18 protein-coding genes are annotated in these 17,931 nt (G+C 56.4%); 11 read left to right on the forward strand and 7 right to left on the reverse strand.

What is annotated here, in order from left to right:
• Nucleotides 1-101 precede the first annotated feature (101 nt).
• A complete protein-coding gene (locus KQI82_RS12780) occupies nt 102-296 on the reverse strand; it encodes a hypothetical protein (protein WP_216633119.1) in 195 nt (64 codons plus the stop codon).
• Between the two features lie 255 nt (nt 297-551).
• Here KQI82_RS12780 and KQI82_RS12785 point away from each other — a divergent pair, with 255 nt between their 5' ends.
• Nucleotides 552-893, forward strand: coding sequence for an Hpt domain-containing protein (locus KQI82_RS12785; RefSeq protein ID WP_216633120.1), 342 nt, complete (start codon nt 552-554; stop codon nt 891-893).
• Between the two features lie 54 nt (nt 894-947).
• Here the strand turns inward: KQI82_RS12785 and KQI82_RS12790 are convergent, their stop codons facing one another.
• Complete coding sequence (locus KQI82_RS12790; RefSeq protein ID WP_216633121.1) at nt 948-1,295, reverse strand: arsenate reductase family protein; 348 nt, start codon at nt 1,293-1,295, stop codon at nt 948-950.
• 84 nt (nt 1,296-1,379) lie between these two features.
• On the opposite strand from KQI82_RS12790, the gene KQI82_RS12795 reads away from it, so the two are divergent.
• The 3 genes from KQI82_RS12795 (at nt 1,380) to KQI82_RS12805 (ending at nt 4,405) form a co-directional block, all read left to right on the forward strand.
• Complete coding sequence (locus KQI82_RS12795; RefSeq protein WP_216633122.1) at nt 1,380-2,183, forward strand: DNA-3-methyladenine glycosylase family protein; 804 nt, start codon at nt 1,380-1,382, stop codon at nt 2,181-2,183.
• Entirely contained in the window at nt 2,180-3,298 is a 1,119-nt protein-coding gene (locus tag KQI82_RS12800; RefSeq protein ID WP_216633123.1) for a DUF362 domain-containing protein, read from the forward strand. Before KQI82_RS12795 ends, KQI82_RS12800 begins: the two co-directional genes overlap by 4 nt.
• Nucleotides 3,299-3,523: 225 nt before the next feature.
• The gene (locus tag KQI82_RS12805) at nt 3,524-4,405 is read left to right on the forward strand and encodes a DUF362 domain-containing protein (protein ID WP_216633124.1); all 882 of its coding nucleotides are present in this window, start codon (nt 3,524-3,526) and stop codon (nt 4,403-4,405) included.
• 117 nt (nt 4,406-4,522) lie between these two features.
• Here KQI82_RS12805 and KQI82_RS12810 read toward each other — a convergent pair whose 3' ends face one another.
• The 5 genes from KQI82_RS12810 to KQI82_RS12830 all read right to left on the reverse strand — a co-directional run bounded on the left by KQI82_RS12810 (nt 4,523) and on the right by KQI82_RS12830 (nt 9,662).
• Nucleotides 4,523-5,218, reverse strand: a complete 696-nt coding sequence (locus KQI82_RS12810; RefSeq protein ID WP_216633125.1) for a hypothetical protein — start codon at nt 5,216-5,218, stop codon at nt 4,523-4,525.
• Between the two features lie 260 nt (nt 5,219-5,478).
• Nucleotides 5,479-6,129, reverse strand: coding sequence for a hypothetical protein (locus tag KQI82_RS12815; RefSeq protein ID WP_216633126.1), 651 nt, complete (start codon nt 6,127-6,129; stop codon nt 5,479-5,481).
• Nucleotides 6,129-7,565: an MFS transporter gene (locus KQI82_RS12820; protein WP_241426711.1), complete on the reverse strand. Its 1,437-nt coding sequence runs from the start codon at nt 7,563-7,565 to the stop codon at nt 6,129-6,131. Before KQI82_RS12820 ends, KQI82_RS12815 begins: the two co-directional genes overlap by 1 nt.
• Nucleotides 7,566-7,774: 209 nt before the next feature.
• Nucleotides 7,775-8,425, reverse strand: a complete 651-nt coding sequence (locus KQI82_RS12825; protein WP_216633127.1) for a hypothetical protein — start codon at nt 8,423-8,425, stop codon at nt 7,775-7,777.
• Nucleotides 8,400-9,662 (reverse strand): peptidoglycan-binding domain-containing protein, encoded by a 1,263-nt coding sequence (locus KQI82_RS12830; protein WP_216633128.1) that lies wholly within the window; start codon nt 9,660-9,662, stop codon nt 8,400-8,402. Before KQI82_RS12830 ends, KQI82_RS12825 begins: the two co-directional genes overlap by 26 nt.
• 532 nt (nt 9,663-10,194) lie before the next feature.
• Here KQI82_RS12830 and KQI82_RS12835 point away from each other — a divergent pair.
• From KQI82_RS12835 to KQI82_RS12865, 7 genes are all read left to right on the forward strand, one after another.
• Entirely contained in the window at nt 10,195-11,076 is an 882-nt protein-coding gene (locus KQI82_RS12835) for a DUF6017 domain-containing protein (RefSeq protein ID WP_216633129.1), read from the forward strand.
• A 5-nt stretch (nt 11,077-11,081) separates the two neighbouring features.
• Entirely contained in the window at nt 11,082-11,567 is a 486-nt protein-coding gene (locus KQI82_RS12840) for a PcfB family protein (protein WP_216633130.1), read from the forward strand.
• Entirely contained in the window at nt 11,564-13,435 is a 1,872-nt protein-coding gene (locus KQI82_RS12845) for a VirD4-like conjugal transfer protein, CD1115 family (RefSeq protein ID WP_216633131.1), read from the forward strand. The genes KQI82_RS12840 and KQI82_RS12845 overlap by 4 nt, the downstream gene beginning before the upstream one ends.
• 3 nt (nt 13,436-13,438) lie before the next feature.
• Nucleotides 13,439-13,654, forward strand: coding sequence for a Maff2 family mobile element protein (locus KQI82_RS12850; protein ID WP_116722137.1), 216 nt, complete (start codon nt 13,439-13,441; stop codon nt 13,652-13,654).
• Nucleotides 13,655-13,727: 73 nt separating this feature from the next.
• Complete coding sequence (locus KQI82_RS12855; RefSeq protein ID WP_242975341.1) at nt 13,728-14,591, forward strand: VirB6/TrbL-like conjugal transfer protein, CD1112 family; 864 nt, start codon at nt 13,728-13,730, stop codon at nt 14,589-14,591.
• Between the two features lie 12 nt (nt 14,592-14,603).
• Nucleotides 14,604-15,158, forward strand: coding sequence for an MT-A70 family methyltransferase (locus KQI82_RS12860; RefSeq protein WP_216633132.1), 555 nt, complete (start codon nt 14,604-14,606; stop codon nt 15,156-15,158).
• A gap of 4 nt (nt 15,159-15,162) precedes the next feature.
• Nucleotides 15,163-17,919 carry a VirB4-like conjugal transfer ATPase, CD1110 family gene (locus tag KQI82_RS12865; protein ID WP_216633133.1) on the forward strand — a complete coding sequence of 919 codons (2,757 nt, stop codon included), beginning with the start codon at nt 15,163-15,165 and terminating at the stop codon, nt 17,917-17,919.
• The last annotated feature ends 12 nt before the right edge of the window (nt 17,920-17,931 follow it).

Here is a 17,931-nt window from a genome sequence, read left to right on the forward strand (position 1 = left end):
CCGGGAAAAAGCAACGTTCCCGCCACCCGCCCATCCCGCATTCACCGCCTGCCTGATTCGGCCGCCGTCTGCCCTCTTGCAAAAATCCGATGGTATACGCTTTACTTGCCCCTGAACCTGCCGCAAGCAAAAAAGAGCAGCTGCAAAACCGCCCAGGCACAAAAGGACGCCATCACGCCAGAAACCACGGCAACAAAGGGTTCCGCCATTGGGGTAAGGCCTCTTTTGACCTGCAGCAAAAAGACAGCCATCACAATAGCCCAAGTAAAAATAGACCTGCATGTTTTGCGCTTCATCCACGGCTCACCTCCAATCCTGATTTTTCCACGATCATGCCGCCGGGCGCGGGCCTGGATTTCAGCCGGAGGCGGAATACCGGCATATCATTTTATCGCTGAGTAATCAAATGATATCACACCCGGCCAGCTTGCGCAACCGCCGTGGGCAAGGGCGCACGGCTCCGCCGCTTGCCAAAATGGGAGGGAGGTGGTATACTCTCATGGAAAAGGGCCGTGAAAAGCGGTCATTCCTATCGCATCAGGGAGGGGCTCATGGATCGAACGAGATTGGCCGCCGGGGGAATCGATTACGACTCCGGAGCGGCGCGCTGCGGCAGTGAATCGCTGTATGAAAGCCTGTTGTCCCAATATGGAAGCTGCGTCGCCTCGCCGGAGACCATCCGCTCCCTCTGGGAGGCCGCGGACTATGAGCAGCTGAAAATGGTGGTGCACAACCTGAAGGGCACCAGCGGCAATCTGAGCATCCAAACGGTGTTCCGCCTCTCCGCCCATGCCATGGAACTGCTCCGCGCCCAGGACTACGCCGCTCTTCCCCAGGTGATCTCAGACCTGGAACAGGCCCAGGCCGCGGCGCTGAGCGCCATCGAAGGCTAAAAAGCGCGCCGGTTCCGCGTTGTGCGGAACCGGCGCAGTCGTTCTTCCGTCAGCTCAGATCACACTCTCCCATTCCTTGGGACGAAAACCCGCCAACACAAAGCTGTCCCCCACCAGCAGGGGGCGTTTGACCAGCATACCATCCTGGGACAGCAGCTCCAGCTGCTCTTCCTCGCTCATGTCCGGCAGAGTGTCCTTCAGGTTCCTGGCCCTGTACACCAAGCCGCTGGTGTTAAAAAAGCGTTTGAGCGGCATGCCGCTGCGCGCATACCAAGCGCGCAGCTCCTCCTGGGAGGGCCGCTCCTCCCGAATATCACGCAGCTCATAGGAAACGCCCCGCTCATCCAGCCACGCCTTGGCACGCTGGCAGGTGGTGCATTTGGGATACCAAAGAAACAGCATAGTATCTCTCCTTCCTTTTTTCTCAATATATACCATTTTTTTGACCCGTACGCAAGTCCTTCCGGACTTACTTTGAGGAGCGCCATGATCGAACGCACGCTGACACAATTGAGTCTTGCCCAAATCGCCGACAGTGGGCAGTGCTTTCGCCTGCTCCGGCGCGGCCCCGGCCGCTTTCGCCTCGTAGCGGCCGGCCGGGTGCTGGACCTCGTCCAGAAGGGGAGCCGTGTCTCCTTTCACTGCACGGAGGAGGAGTTCCAAACGGTATGGGTTCCCTACTTTGACCTGTGCACCGACTACGGGGCCTTTCTGCGCAGCATCCCGTCGGACGATGTCTTTTTGACCCGGGCGGCCCGGTTCGGTGAAGGCGTCCGTATTCTGCGCCAGGACCCCTGGGAGATGCTGATCACCTTCCTCATCTCCCAGCAAAAGCAGATTCCCGCTATCCGCTCCTGCGTGGAGACGCTGTCCCGGCGCTACGGCACCCCCATCGGAGATACCGGTGAATATGCGTTTCCCGGGCCGGAGGCCCTGTCCTTATGCTCCTTGGAGGAGCTCAGGTCCTGTGCTTTGGGCTACCGCGCCCCGTATCTCTATGATGCCGCCCGTTCGGCGGGTGAGCTCAGCCAATGGTCCGGCCTGCCTGACCAGGAGCTTTTCAGCCGTCTCACAGCGCTTTCCGGCGTGGGGCCAAAGGTGGCCAACTGCATCATGCTGTTCGGATTTCACCGCATTGCCGCCTTTCCCCGGGATGTGTGGATCAACCGGGTCATTGACCGGTACTACGGCGGGAACTTCCCTCTTGCGCGCTACGACGGCTTTGCCGGCGTCATCCAGCAGTATCTGTTCTACTATGCCCGCAGTGGGTCGAAAGGAGAAGCGGAATGAGACAGGTCTTTGCCGTGCGCTGCCCCTCCTATGACCAGGCTCACCAGCAGATGGAGCGGCTGCTCTCCCTGTGCGGCGGGGCGGAGCGCTTCGTCCGGCCCGGTGAAAAAATTGTGCTGAAGGTCAATCTTCTGCGCCCGGCGCCGCCGGAGAAAGCCATCAGCACCCACCCGGCGGTGGCCGCCGCCGTATCCTCCCTGACAGCCGCGCAGGGCGCCAGGGCGATCCTGTGCGACAGCCCCGGCTCCGGCTATCCCTATACGGAGCCCACGCTGCGCAGTCTCTACCGTCAGTGCGGTATGGAGGAGGCGGCGGAGCGCTCCGGCGCCTCGCTGAACTTTGACCTCTCCTCCAGGGAAGTCTCGCTTCCCCAGGGCCGGCTGATCCGCCGGGTGGAGGTGATCTCCCCGGTTTTGGACGCCCAGGGGGTCATCAACGTCTGCAAGCTGAAGACCCACGTCTTCATGGGAATGACCGGTGCGGTCAAAAACCATTTCGGCATCATCCCCGGCCTGGGCAAAGTGGGGTTCCACGCCAAGCTCCGGGACCGGGAGTTGTTTGCCCGGATGCTGCTGGATCTGTGCGGCTTTGTCTCGGCCCGGCTGCATGTCATGGACGCCGTCGTGGCCATGGAAGGCGACGGGCCCGGGGAATCCGGCCGGCCGCGTCCCGTGGGCTGGCTGCTGGCCTCGGAAGACGCCGTGGCGCTGGACTATGTGGCCTGCCGGATGATCGGTCAGGAGGATAGCCCTGTGCTCCGCGCCGCGGAAGTATTCTGGGGGTTCGATCCTTCGGAGGTGGAGATAGTTGGCGCATCCATGGATGAACTCCTTGTCCCCGATTTCCTCCTGCCCTGCCGGCGGGAGGGGATGTTGGGCAAAGCCACGGGCTTGGGTGTCCCGGTGCAGCGGCTGCTGGCCTCCGCCCTGAGCAGTGCGCCGCGAGTCGACCAAGGGCGGTGTGTGGGCTGCGGCATCTGCGAGAGGGCCTGCCCTCAGGGCGCCATCTCCCTTACCGGCGGCAAAGCCGCAATCGACCGCTCCCGCTGTATCCGATGCTACTGCTGCCACGAGCTCTGTCCCCAGGCGGCAGTGCTCCTGCGCCGCAAAAAATAAACAAAGAGCCACGAAACGGAAATTCCGTTTCGTGGCTCTTTGTTGCGGGATTTGGTGTCAGATCGTGGCCAGGGCGGATGTTTTCCATCGTCCGGGCCTTTCTGCCGAAAGGTTTTTCATTTTCCTCTTGACATGGAGTTTACTCCAAGTGATAAAGTTACGTGGAAAAAACAGTCAGGCTGACTCATGGCCTGATGCGTTTACTGAACAGTAAGGAGGATCACTATGGATCGATCAACCGTTTATTTTACCAGCGACATCAGCTCAGCGGGCCTCTCCAGGGCTTACGATGCCTTGGGCGTTACGCTCAAGGGAAGGGTGGCTGTCAAGCTCTCCACCGGGGAACCCGGCGGCCACAACTTTCTGTCCCCGGAGCTGATCCGCGATCTGGTATCCCGGCTGCACGGCACCATCGTGGAGTGCAACACCGCCTACCCCGGGCGGCGGGATACCACCCAGGCCCACTGGCAGACCATAGAGGAGCACGGCTTCCGGGACATCGCCCCCTGCGACATCATGGACGAGGAGGGCGACATGGCCATCCCGGTCCGTGGTGGACATCATCTGAAGGAAAACTATGTGGGCGCCCATCTGGCCAACTACGACTCCATGCTGATCCTCTCCCATTTCAAGGGTCACGCCATGGGCGGCTTCGGCGGCGCGCTGAAAAACATGTCCATCGGCGTCGCCTCCTCCCGGGGCAAGGGCCATATCCACTGTTCCGGCGGCCCCTTTAAACAGTTCGAGGACATGTTTGCCGCAGACCACGACTCCTTCCTTGAGTCCATGGCTGAGGCGGACAGCGCCGTGATGGACTATTTGGGCAGAGAGAACATCGTCTATGTCAGCGTAGCCAACAAGCTCAGCGTGGACTGCGACTGTGACGCCCATCCCCATGACCCGGAGATGGCGGACCTTGGAATCTTTGCCTCCCTGGACCCGGTGGCCCTGGATCAGGCATGCGTGGATGCCGTCTACCATTCCCCGGACCCGGGCAAAGCGGCCCTGATCGAACGGATGGAGAGCCGCAACGGCATCCACACCGTGGAGACCGCCGCTCAACTGGGGCTGGGCAGCCGGGACTACACCCTGGTGCGTCTGGATTGAACCTCTTGCTTATTGGCCGGACTCAGGACTTTAACATGAATGCTTCCCTTGGCGTATAGGGGCAATAAATGTCATTTTTCTTATATGGCGCGGGGTTGGGGTTTCGATATTCCTCACTCAAACCTCTGCGCCCGGCGGATTTAAAAACAGGATATCATTCTCCTTACATACTTTCTCAATCACCGCCTGCAGCGATTTTGCATCAACCGTCTCTGCATTCAATATCACATTTAGCGCGCAGGGTCCATATTCAACCAACTCGAACCACACATCGTACTTCCCGGCATCAACCGCTTCCGCGGCGTCCTTTGCATTATGAATCATCAATGCGTCTGGCAGCAGATAGAAATGGAAGTAGCAGTAATCTGCGGTACTGACCTCCTTGTTTGCCCAAAAAGCCTTCCCATCAAAGCTTTGTGTCAGTAAAAACAGCGTGTTTTCATCCCTCAGATATATGGGAATGGAAGAATCTGAATTCTCCAGAAAGCGGTTGTAGCGAATTGTAAAACGCTCCGGAACCCACTTCTCCTTTTTAGGAAATTCCGTAACGGAACTGATTTTCGTTAAGACCCGTTTGTATCCGCAGAAGCGTTTCATAATCTCCAAACTAAGCTTTACGATCCGATAGTCGTCTTCACCCACATTAGAACCAAACTCGTATTGAATATGTGTACCTGGAATGGATTTCTGTGCTTCTTCCGTACATTTGATAAAGTGCAGGCTTCCGTCCGGAGGCCATTCATCCGGTACTGGTGTAAATTCACGACGCGGTGGTAAAAAAATCAGCTCAAACAGTACCCTTAATAACCCCATATTCCCTCCTCCACATACGTAATGTCCACGATTTCCCGCGCAAGCCAGTCTCCGGCCACAGACCCTATCATACCGCCTAACAGACTGAGAACCGGAACCGCCACAGGCGCGGCGGGGCCGGTCATTCCACCGGCAATCGCGCCAATCTTTGCCCACAGCGCCGCGCCCGCCCAGCTCCCGCCTATACTGGCCGCAGTAAATAACCGCCCGACTACGTTTTAGACTATTTTTAACAGGCTATTTTTTATAAAACGTTTATATCACTTTTTTCCATGCTTTAGACAAATCTTTTGGATCGAATTCAGTACGTCGGCTTCTGAAACCGACGACAGATTTACTGTAACAACTAACTCCACATGAAAATTGAGATAGGAAATCATATAGTCCGCTAAGGGATGTACTATACTGTAATGTACTTCCTCATATGTGCTTTGCGGACGAATCTGCGGCGATTTATAAAATCCGTAAACTGTGTGCTGATAGGCAGTGGCGCAATCCGGAATTTGATAAAAGCGTTCCATAAGAGCGCGGTTAGCTCCTTGTGTTTTTACGAGGATTTCAGCATCTCCATCAAAAAAAATCTCCGAAGAGGCTTCTCTTGCGTATTGCTTGGCAAAATTTTTCGGTGCACCCCGCAGCGCTTTCCGGTGAAACCAGCGCCACCCATTATGCGGAGCTTTATAAGTCGGTGTCCGCATCCACGTGAAAACGGTACAATCTTTTAGCAGTTCATCCATTACATCCAAAACCATTGGAACCAATTCCTGATAATCTTCTATGGAGTGTGTGGCGTAGCCAATTGAGATTTTGCCGTCTTCGCTTTTATTTTGTGAAAGAACATTCTTGTCCGTTTCCCATGCAACACGCTCACTGTCTTTAGCTTGGCCTTCATGTTCTCTTTTCTTGAACATTATTGAATCACTTCCGTTATATCGATTACTTTTTGAGCGAACCACTCACCGCCGTAAGAACCCACAATACCTAAAATAAGTCCACCAGCAAATCCACCAATTGCTGTCCCAATTCCTGGAAATACTGCGGTTCCAAGAAGCGCACCATATTTTGCGCCGATACTCCCACCAAGCAGGGAACCCGCCCAACGCCCTTCTATCATTGCAACAGCATGATCCGTTGCCGATCCCAGTTTTCTATCCGCATCGTGCAGATCTGCTTCAATCGTAGGTACCAATTCCATGACATCTGAGACAATGCCTGTTATCAGAAAAGCTTTTCCTGCAATTTTAACCATCTTTGCGGAATGGCTCATATTGTTAAGCAGTTCGTATGCCTCATCGGACAATGGATAATGATTGTAACGCCATTTTTGAGAACGCTCACGTCCACTTATGGGGCTTGGAAAATTTACGTTGATATGACTATAGTTGATTGGGCGGCGTTGTCCACGAAAATAGGCATTTTCCCAACCTCCTGCCTTTGTTAAATGCGGTGGGTCAACTCTAAAATATTGAAAGCCGTCCGCTCCTTGTAGTACGTTATTCCATTGTCCTCTGCTACTGCCTACAGAAATACCAGTAGAATCAGTTTGCAAAGGATCAATCCAATTAAGTGATGGGATAGCCCCTTCTAAAAAACGATTGAAGAAACTTGAAGCATTGGCGGCAGTCTTCTTCCCGTAGACCCCGTCCTCGGTCAGGTGCTCTCCCACGCCTATCTGGTTCAGCTTGCTTTGCAGCTGCCGGATTTTTGACGGGTCGCCGCCCACGAACCACGCAAGCCTTTCAATTTTTCCGCCCAACGAGCCGATTCCCGCGCCGCAGCGCCCCAACTCGACCGCCGCAAGCTTCAGCGCCCGCTCGGTCTCATCGGTGATGTAGCTGTTCTCCCGTTCGCCGCGCTCCAAATCCCGCTCCATCTGGCGGGCGATCCCTTCTATAGACTCCTTCAGCGCTCCGGCGTAATCTGCTCCTCCCCAGCGGGCGCTGTTGTCCGCCGGTAGCTCCCTTAGAAATACCTCCCCCTCCATGTGGGACAGGTACTTGTTCCCGCCTATGACATGGCCGCAGCCGCCCCGCACCTCTGGCTCCCAGCCGCTTTCATACGCCTTGATAACCTCTTCAAAGAAGTCTTTTCCCTTTCCCTGGGATATCTCTTCTAAGAACGCGCGTTTTTTCCCGCTTCCGCCCGCGGCATAGCCGATCCCCCACTCCGCAGCCCGTTTGATGAGGTCTATGCACTCGCCGGCGGAAAACTCCGGGTGGTTCCTGACTCTCCAGACCGCCGCCCGCACCGCGCGCTCCGTGCCAAAGGGATTGCTCCACACAGGATAGCCGGACAGGTTCAGTATGGATTCGCACTCGCCGCTGTGCGGGCAGGATACGCCTGCCATTCTACTGACATCTTACAGCCCGTCCACCCACTTTGCAAGCATGTTTCGCCGACCCAACCCCGATGAAGTAAATGTAAAGGTTCCCCGAAATTTGCATAGGGTTAACCCGGGCTTCCGCATAATTACCGCACCTTACCAGACATAGCAAAAGAGACGACTTTCGTCGTCTCTTTTGCTATCATGTGGGATGAAAGTGCGATATTCCTCACTCAAACCTCTGCGCCCGGCGGATTTAAAAACAGGATATCATTCTCCTTACATACTTTCTCAATCACCGCCTGCAGCGATTTTGCATCAACCGTCTCTGCATTCAATATCACATTTAGCGCGCAGGGTCCATATTCAACCAACTCGAACCACACATCGTACTTCCCGGCATCAACCGCTTCCGCGGCGCCCTTCGCATTATGAATCATCAATGCGTCTGGCAGCAGATAGAAATGGAAGTAGCAGTAATCCCACGTGCGGATTTCGTGGTTAGCCCAAAATGCGGTGGCATCAAAGCCCTGCGTCAGAATCAGCAGCTCCTTCTCTTCCTTTGCGTACATTAAGTTGGAAGGAAATCCTAAGTTTTTCAAAAAACGGCGGTATTGCACCGCAAAATATTCCGGTTGGAATTTTTCCTTTTCAGAAAAATTTTTATCGGAGATAAATTTTGTAAGAACCTGTCTGGAACCGCAGAAGCGCTTCATAATCTCCATACTAAGCTTTACGATCCGATAGTCGTCCTCACCCACATTAGAGCTAAACTCGTATTGGGCATGCGTATTCGGAACTGCTCTGCCAGAATCCACTCCACAATTATAAAAGTGCAGGCTCCCGTCCGGCGGCCATTCATTTTCCGTATAGCCGTCCGGCACTGGCCGCCACGGACAGTGTCTTTTTGCCTATCTTTCGATCCGCATCCTTTAAATCCGCGTCAATCGCAGTCCCAAGTTCCAGCGCGTCCAACGCAATCCCGCCGACCAGCAGCACCTTTCCCGCAATGCGGACCTTTTTACCGGTTGCCTTCAAGTCCTTCAACATATCGTAGGCTGTATCGCTCAAGGGGTAGTGGTTGTATTGCTTCTGAAGCCAAATATGAAAATTAGTGGCATTTTTACCAAAATCAACGTTGACATGGTTATAATTCATTGGGCGTTTAACACCACGATAAAAAACGTCTTTAATTGAGCCATTGGACTTTATATGAGGCGGATCAACTCGAAAATAGTGAAAATGAGTCTCCGCATTTCGAATTGTATTGTTGACGCCACTGAAGCTGTTTTCAATCTCCAGCGTTATGAAATGGTTTTTCAGCGGGTCAATCCAGGCCAGGGTCGGTACCGCTCCGTGCTCCAGATTCCTCAAGAACCTTTCCCATGCCTCCAGCGTCTTCTTCCCGTAGACCCCGTCCTCGGTCAGGTGCTCTCCCACGCCTATCTGGTTCAGCTTGCTTTGAAGCTGCCGGATTTTTGACGGGTCGCCGCCCACGAACCACGCAAGCCTTTCAATTTTTCCGCCCAATGAGCCGATTCCCGCGCCGCAGCGCCCCAACTCGACCGCCGCAAGCTTCAGCGCCCGCTCGGTCTCATCGGTGATGTAGCTGTTCTCCCGTTCGCCGCGCTCCAAATCCCGCTCCATCTGGCGGGCGATCCCTTCTACAGACTCCTTCAGCGCTCCGGCGTAATCCGCTCCTCCCCAGCGGGCGCTGTTGTCTGCCGGTAGCTCCCTTAGAAATACCTCCCCCTCCATGTGGGACAGGTACTTGTTCCCGCCTATGACATGGCCGCAGCCGCCCCGCACCTCTGGCTCCCAGCCGTTTTCATACGCCTTGATAACCTCTTCAAAGAAGTCTTTTCCCTTTCCCTGGGATATCTCTTCTAAGAACGCGCGGTTTTTCCCGCTTCCGCCCGCGGCATAGCCGCTCCCCCACTCCGCAGCCCGTTTGATGAGGTCTATGCACTCGCCGGCGGAAAACTCCGGGTGGTTCCTGACTCTCCAGACCGCCGCCCGCACCGCGCGCTCCGTGCCAAAGGGATTGCTCCACACAAGATAGCCGGACAGGTTCAGTATAGATTCGCACTCGCCGCTGTGCGGGCAGGATACGCCTGCCATTCTACTGACATCATACAGGCCACGCACCTGCTTTGCAAGTGCATTTCGTGCGCTGGATTCGATTTTATGAATCCGAACGCCCCTGTGTAATTTGCACGAAAGAGTCATAAAATAAATACTTCCGCATAATTACCGCACCGCATCGGATATAATAAAAGAGACGACTTTCCCCGCCTCCTAATAAGAAAACATGAAAAAGTCAGTAAAATCAATGTTTTCAAAGGCAGGGAACACGGTACGAAGTCAAAAAATCTCATACTGACAGGCACGAAGGGCGCTGATTTTCACATCAGCGCCCTTTTCCTGTCCCCACGCCATAGGCAGCCGCCCTATGGCGTTTTTTCATATCCGTACCTATACTCACCTGAAAAATGTATCAATTAGGGTGCGAAAACCTCTGTTTTTTCCTCTCAGAGCGCCGCTTGAAAGGCGGCGTGGGTGTTTTCCCATGGGAAGCGTCCGGGAGGCAGGACAGGGGCTTTTTTGCGCCAAAATCAACACTTTTCAAAACCAGAGAAAGGAGGCGCCGGATATGGCAGTTTTCCGCATCGAAAAGACCAGAGATTACACGGTCATGTCCAACTACCACCTGCGGGACAGGTCGCTGTCCCTGAAAGCGAAGGGGCTGCTGTCCCTCATGCTGTCGCTGCCGGAGGACTGGGACTACACCATGAAGGGGCTTGCCCGCATCTGCAAGGACGGCATCGACAGCATCAGCGGTGGGATACGGGAGCTGGAGGCGCACGGCTATCTCGTCCGGGCGCGCGTCCGCAACGAGAACGGGCAGCTTGGCTCCATCGAGTACACCATCCTGGAGCAGCCGAAGGAACCGGCACAGACGCCCGCGCCTATCCGGGAAAAACCTATACGGGAAAATCCAATACAGGTGAAGCCAATGTTGGATGCCCCTATTCAGGAGAACCCCGCCCAATTAAATACTAAAGAACAAAATAAAGAATTATCAATTACGCAAGGATCAAGTCCTATCCCATCAAGTCCCCCTACCCCCAGAGAAAAAAGCAGGATCGGACAGGACAGGATGCGGGAGCGCGAGAGCTACCGGGAGATCATTTTGGAGAACATCGACTACGATATCCTTACCCAGGATGAAAAGCTGGACAGGGACCGTCTGGACGAACTGGTGGAGCTCATGGTGGATACCGTCTGCTCCAACCGGGAGATGATCCGTATCGCCGGGGACGACTACCCCGCCGAGGTGGTGAAGTCCCGGTTCTTGAAGATCGACAGCTCCCACATCGAGTATGTGCTGGAACGGATGCGGGAGAACACCACCTATGTCCGCAACATCAAGAAATATCTGCTGGCGGCGCTGTATAACGCGCCGGTCACGATGGACAGCTATTACACATCCCTCGTCAGCCATGACCTGTACGGCAGCGGAGATCGGAGGTGAGCGCCTTGCAGGAAGAAATCACGCAGAAAACCCTTGCGCTTTGTGTGCAGACCGGTAAAATGACCGCCCAGCTTTTGCAGCAGGCCATGAAGAAGGTGCTGGCGGATATGGAAAAGCACAAGAATGATCCCCAGCTCCATCACGGCAAGCAGACCATCCGGCAGCTTATGAAGCATGGGGCCGGCGTGTCCAATATCGAGATCACAGACCAGAATATCAAGGCGTTCTCCGCCACGGCGAAGAAGTACGGCATTGACTTTGCCCTGAAAAAAGATACCACCGGGGAGATCCCCCGCTACCTGGTGTTCTTCAAGGGCAGGGACGCCGACGCGGTGACGGCGGCCTTCCGCGAGTTCTCCGCAAAGAATCTGGCGAAGGAGAAAAAGCCCTCCATCCGCAGGCGGCTGACCAAGGCCAAGGATCAGGCGAAGCGGCAGGAGCTGGAGCGGGGCGAGAAGGTCAAAAACAGGGACCGGGGGCTGGAACGATGACGGGAAAGCTGAAAAAGGTCCTGCTGCCGAACCTTCCGTATCTGCTGTTTGCCTGGCTCTTTGACAAGCTCTGCCAGGCGGTGCGGCTGGCGCCGGGGCTCAACGCTTCGGAAAAGCTGCTTCGTATCGCCCAGGGCTTCACCGGGGCCTTTGCCTCCCTCTGGCTCAGCCTGCATCCTCTGGACCTGCTGCTGGGCGTGGCCGGGGCGGCGCTTGTCCGGCTGGCGGTGTATCTGAAAGCAAAAAACGCGAAGAAATATCGCCGTGGCGTGGAGTACGGCAGCGCGAGATGGGGCCGGCCGGAGGATATCGCGCCCTACATAGACCCCGTTCCCGATTGGAACATCCCTCTGACCCGGACGGAAAGCCTCACCATGACCAGCCGCCCGAAGGATCCAAAAACGGCAAGAAATAAAAATATCCTGGTCATCGGCGGCTCCGGCAGCGGCAAGACAAGGTTTTTTGTCAAGCCGTCCCTGCTCCAAATGCACAGCTCCTATGTGGTCACTGATCCCAAAGGACAGCTCCTTCGGGAGACGGGAAAACTCCTGGCGCACGGCGGGCCGAAGCGGGACGAGAACGGAAAGCCGGTGCGGGATGCCCGCGGGAAGGTCATCTATGAGCCGTACCGCATCAAGGTCCTCAACACCATCAACTTTTCCAAGAGCATGAAATATAACCCGCTGGCCTATGTGCGCTCCGAGAAGGATATCCTCAAGCTGGTCAATGTCATCATCGCCAACACGAAGGGCGACGGTGAAAAATCCTCCGAAGATTTTTGGATCAAGGCCGAGCGCCTTTTATACTGCGCCCTGATCGGCTACATCTGGTATGAGGCGGAGCCGGAGGAGAAAAACTTCATCACCCTGCTGGAGCTTATCAACGCCTGCGAGGCCAGAGAGGACGACGAGACCTATAAAAGCCCCGTGGATATCCTCTTTGACGAGCTGGCGCAGGCGCAGCCGGAGCACTTCGCCGTCAAGCAATATGTCAAGTTCAAAATGGCGGCCGGCAAAACTCTCAAAAGTATTTTGGTGAGCTGCGGCGCCCGCCTGTCTCCCTTCGATATCAAGGAGCTGCGAGACATTATGACGGAGGACGAATTGGAGCTTGACACGATGGGCGACCGGAAAACGGCGCTGTTCCTCATTATGAGCGATACCGATACCACCTTCAATTTCGTCATCGCCATGCTGCAAAGCCAGCTTTTCAACCTGCTCTGTGACAAGGCGGACGATTTCTATAACGGGCGGCTGCCTGTCCATGTGCGGTGCCTTCTGGACGAATTTGCCAACATCGGCCAGATACCAAACTTCGACAAGCTGATCGCCACCATCCGAAGCCGTGAGATATCGGCTTCTATTATTTTGCAGTCGCAAAGCCAGTTAAAGACCATCTACAAGGACGCCGCGGATACCATTGTCGGCAACTGCGACGTCACCTTGTTTTTGGGAGGCAAGGAGAAGTCAACGCTGAAAGAGATCTCGGAGCTGCTGGGCAAGGAGACTATCGACAGCCTGAGCCAGTCTGAAAATCGCGGCGCGCAGACCTCTCACGGCCTCAGTTATCAGAAATTGGGAAAGGAGTTGATGACCCAGGACGAGATCGCGGTCATGGACGGCGGCAAGTGTATCTTGCAGCTTCGGGGCGTGCGCCCGTTTTTCAGCGACAAGTACGACCTGACAAAGCACCCCCGCTACAAATACCTGTCCGACGCCGACAAGAAGAACGTCTTTGACGTAGAACGGTACATGAAGCGCAGACCGGCCATCGTGAAGCCGGACGAGCCTTTCGATATGTACGAATTGAGCGCAAAAGAACTGACAGACGAACCCGACAACAATTCTACAAAACGAAAGGAAACATGATTTATGGAATTCTTCAACAGTGCCATCGACGTATTGCAGACCCTGGTCATCGCCCTGGGCGGCGGCCTTTGCGTGTGGGGCGGCATCAACCTTCTGGAAGGCTACGGCCAGGACAACCCCGCGGCCAAATCGCAGGGCGTCAAGCAGCTTGTCGCGGGCGGCGGCGTCGCCCTGATCGGCGTGACCCTGATCCCCCTGCTGTCCGGCCTGCTTGGCTGAGCGGCGGCAGGACCATCCCAGCCGGAGGCTCCCGTTTCACGGCGGGAGCCCCCGAAAGGAGGTGTGACCACCCGTGATAATTGAAATGATCCAGGAGTGGTTCAAGGAGCTGCTGATCGACGGCATCATCTCCAACCTCTCCGGGACCTTTGATACCGTGAATACGAAGGTGGGCGAGATCGCCGGCGAGGTGGGCATGACGCCGGCCGGCTGGAACGGCGGCATCTTCAACATGATCCGCGGCCTCTCTGAAACGGTCATCGTCCCTATCGCCGGCATCATCCTCACCTTCGTCATGTGCTACGAGCTGATCCAGTTGATCGTGGAAAAGAACAATCTCCACGATTTTGACACCTGGCTTTTCTGGAAGTGGATCTTCAAGACCTTCTGCGCGGTGCTCATCGTCACCAACACCTGGAACATCGTCATGGCGGTATTCGATATGGCGCAGAGCGTGGTCAATCAGAGCGCCGGCGTCATCATCTCCGACGCGGGGATCGACATTTCCGGCGTGGTCGGCAATTTGGAAACGACCCTGGCGGACTGGAGCATCGGTTCTTTGCTGGGCCTGTGGTTTCAGAGCATTTTTGTGGGCCTCTGCTCCCATATCCTCACCATCGCCATCTTCCTTGTGATCTATGGAAGAATGATCGAGGTGTATTTGACCGTATCCGTGGGGCCGATCCCCTTTGCCACCATGGCCAACCGGGAGTGGGGCCAGACGGGGCAGAACTATTTGAAGTCCCTGCTGGCCCTGGGCTTTCAGGCGTTTCTCATTATGGTCTGCGTCGGCATCTACGCGGTGCTGGTCCAGAATATTGCCGTGGGGGATGATATCACCGTGGCGATCTGGGAGTGCCTGGGCTATACGGTGCTGCTGTGCTACACGCTGTTTCGCACCGGCAGCCTCGCAAAGAGCCTGTTCGGGGCGCATTGACGGGAGGCGGCCATGAAAAAATACAAGGTCATCTACGCGGATCCGCCCTGGGCCTATAAGGTCTGGAGCAAGAAGGGCGCGGGACGCAGCGCCGAGAGCCATTACCCCACCATGGACATAGCGGCCATCAAGTCCCTGCCAGTGGGGGAGCTGGCGGACAAGGACTGCGCCCTGTTCCTCTGGATCACATTCCCCATGCTGCGGGAGGCCTGGGGCGTCATGGACGCCTGGGGCTTCACCTTTAAGACCGTGGCCTTCGTCTGGATCAAGCAGTGCCGGAAGTCGGAGGGCCTGTTCACCGGTATGGGCTACTGGACGCGGGCCAACGCGGAGATATGCCTGCTGGCGACCCGCGGACGCCCGAAGCGGGCGGCGCGGGATGTGAAGCAGGTCATCCTCTCCCATGTGGAGCGGCACAGCCAGAAGCCGGAGGAGGCGCGGCGGCGGATCGAAGCCCTCATGGGGGACGTGCCCCGTATTGAGCTGTTCGCAAGAGCCTCGCCGCCCGGCTGGGATGTGTGGGGAAATGAAGTTGCAAGCGATATCCGGCTTGCGGAAAGGATGTGAACCATTGGCATACGTAACGGTCCCGAAGGACCTGACAAAAATCAAGAGCAAGATGCTGTTCGGCCTGACGAAGCGGCAGCTTGTGTGTTTCGGATCGGCGGCGCTTGTTGGAGTGCCGCTTTTCTTTTTGAGCAAGGGCAGTATGGGCACGACGCCGGCGGCGCTGTGCATGATCCTTGTGATGCTGCCATTTTTCCTGTTCGCCCTGTATGAGAAGAACGGGCAGACCCCGGAGGCGCTGCTGGGCAATCTGATCCAGTGCAAATTCACCCGTCCGAAAAAGCGTGTCTATCAGACAAACAACGCCTATTCCGCTTTGGAAAAGCAGGCGGAGCTGGAGCGGACGGTGGGGCGGATCGCCTCCGGCGCGGGGAAAAGAGGCAAGGGCCGGCGCAGGCTCACCCGGCAGGAGCGAAAGCAGATCGAGGCCGTCATCCGGCAGGCCAGGGGGGACGGCAAGAACCACACCGTACAGGCAAGCCTCCCCTTCCGCAATATGCACCCGGACGGCCTGTGCCGTCTGGACGACCGGCATTTTTCCAAAACCATCGCCTACGCCGACGTCAGCTACCGTCTGGCAGGGCCGGACGATCAGCGGGATATCTTTGAACGCCTCTGCGACTTCTATAACGGCTATGATCCCTCCATCGGCGTGCAAATGACCCTGAGCAGCAGCCACAAGGCCGGCGGCGGGGACCTGTTCCGCATGGCGGCCCAGGGGGACGACCTGGACGGGATCCGCGCCGAGGCCTCCGGCATCCTGCAAACACAGTATGAGCGCGGCAGCAACGGCTATGTGAAAAGCAAGTATGTCACGCTGACCATCGAGGCGGAGAGCATCCAGGCGGCGCGGGCAAGGTTTTCCCGCATCGAGGCGGACACCCTGAACCGCTTCAAGGTCATGGGCGCGGCGGCAAAAGTGCTGGACGGCAAGGAGCGGCTGGCACTGCTGCACGGTCTCCTCCATCCCAGAGGGGAGCCTTTCGCCTTTGAATGGGACTGGCTGGCGCCCTCCGGCCTGTCCGTGAAGGATTTTATCGCGCCTTCTTCCTTCGAGTTTGGGGAGACGCGGCGCTTCCGCATGGGCGAAATGTACGGCGCGGTGTCCTTCTTGCAGATATTGGCCCCGGAGATCCAGGACCGTATCCTCACGGACTTCATGGATGTGGAGGGAAACCTTCTTATCACCATGCACGTCCGCGGCATCAACCAGAATGAGGCCATCAAGATGGTCAAGCGCAAGATCACCGATCTGGACGCCATGAAGATCCAGGAGCAGAAGAAGGCCGCACGCAGCGGCTACGATCTGGATATCCTCCCCTCTGACCTCTCCACCTACGGCGGCGCGGCGAAAAATCTCTTGCAGGATTTGCAGAGCCGCAACGAGCGAATGTTCAATATGACCTTCCTCATGCTGCATCTGGCGCCCACGAAGCAAAAGCTGGAGATCGCCGTTTCGCAGTCGGCCAGCGTCGCCCAGACCCACAACTGCATCCTGACCCGGCTGGACTTCCAGCAGGAGGACGGCCTTGTGTCCTCGCTGCCGCTGGGCCTCAACCGTATCAGGATCGAGCGCAGCCTCACCACATCGGCGCTGGCGGTGTTCGTGCCCTTTGTGACCCAGGAGCTTTTCATGGGCGGCGACGCCATGTATTACGGGCTCAACGCCCTGTCCGGCAACATGATCCTCTTAGACCGCAAGCAGTCCCGATGCCCCAACGGCCTTGTGTTCGGCACGCCGGGCAGCGGCAAGTCCATGAGCTGTAAGCGGGAGATCACCTATGTCATGCTGACCACGAAGGATAATGTCATCATCTGCGACCCGGAGGATGAATACTCCCCGCTGGTGAACCGGCTGGGCGGCCAGGTGATCCGGCTCTCGCCCAACAGCCGCGACTATGTGAATCCCCTGGATATCAACCTCAATTACAGCGAGGAAGAAAACCCGCTGGCGCTGAAAAGCGATTTCGTGCTGTCCTTCTGTGAGCTTATCATGGGCAGCAAGACAGGACTGGAGGCCATCGAGAAAACCGTCATCGACCGGGCCGTGCAGAAGATCTATCAGCCGTACTTCGCGGACCCCCGGTCGGAGAATATGCCGATCCTCTCCGACCTCATGGCAGCCCTCACCGCCCAGCATATCCCGGAGGCGGACCGTGTGGCCCAGGCGCTTGACCTGTATGTGAACGGCTCTCTCAATTTCTTCAACCACCGTACCACCGTGGATATCCGAAACCGCCTTGTCTGCTTCGATATCAAGGGCCTCGGCAAGAATCTGAAAAAGCCGGGGATGCTCATTGTCCAGGACGCGGTGTGGAATACCGTCACGGTGAACCGCTCCATTGGACGGGCCACCTGGTATTTCGTGGACGAGTTCCATTTGCTCTTGAAGGAGGAACAGACGGCGGCATACAGCGCCGAGATCTGGAAGCGTTTCAGAAAGTGGGGCGGTGTCCCGACCGGGGCGACGCAGAACCCGAAGGACCTGCTTTCCTCGCCGGAGATCGAAAACATTCTGGAAAACAGCGATTTTATCTATCTGCTGAACCTCTCCGCGGGCGACCGCAAGCTGATGACGGAGCGGCTGAACATCTCCGCCGAGCAGCTTGCCTATGTGACCAACGCGGACCCCGGCAGCGGTCTTCTGTTCTTCCAGAATGTGATCCTGCCCTTCAAGGACGAGTTCCCGAAGGATACGGAGCTGTACCGGCTTCTCACGACAAAGCCCAGCGAGGTCACCCACGATGGGAAAAGCGGATAAGGAAAGGATGGG

The sequence above is a fragment of the Dysosmobacter acutus genome, assembly GCF_018919205.1.
Taxonomy (GTDB): Bacteria; Bacillota; Clostridia; order Oscillospirales; family Oscillospiraceae; genus Oscillibacter; species Oscillibacter acutus.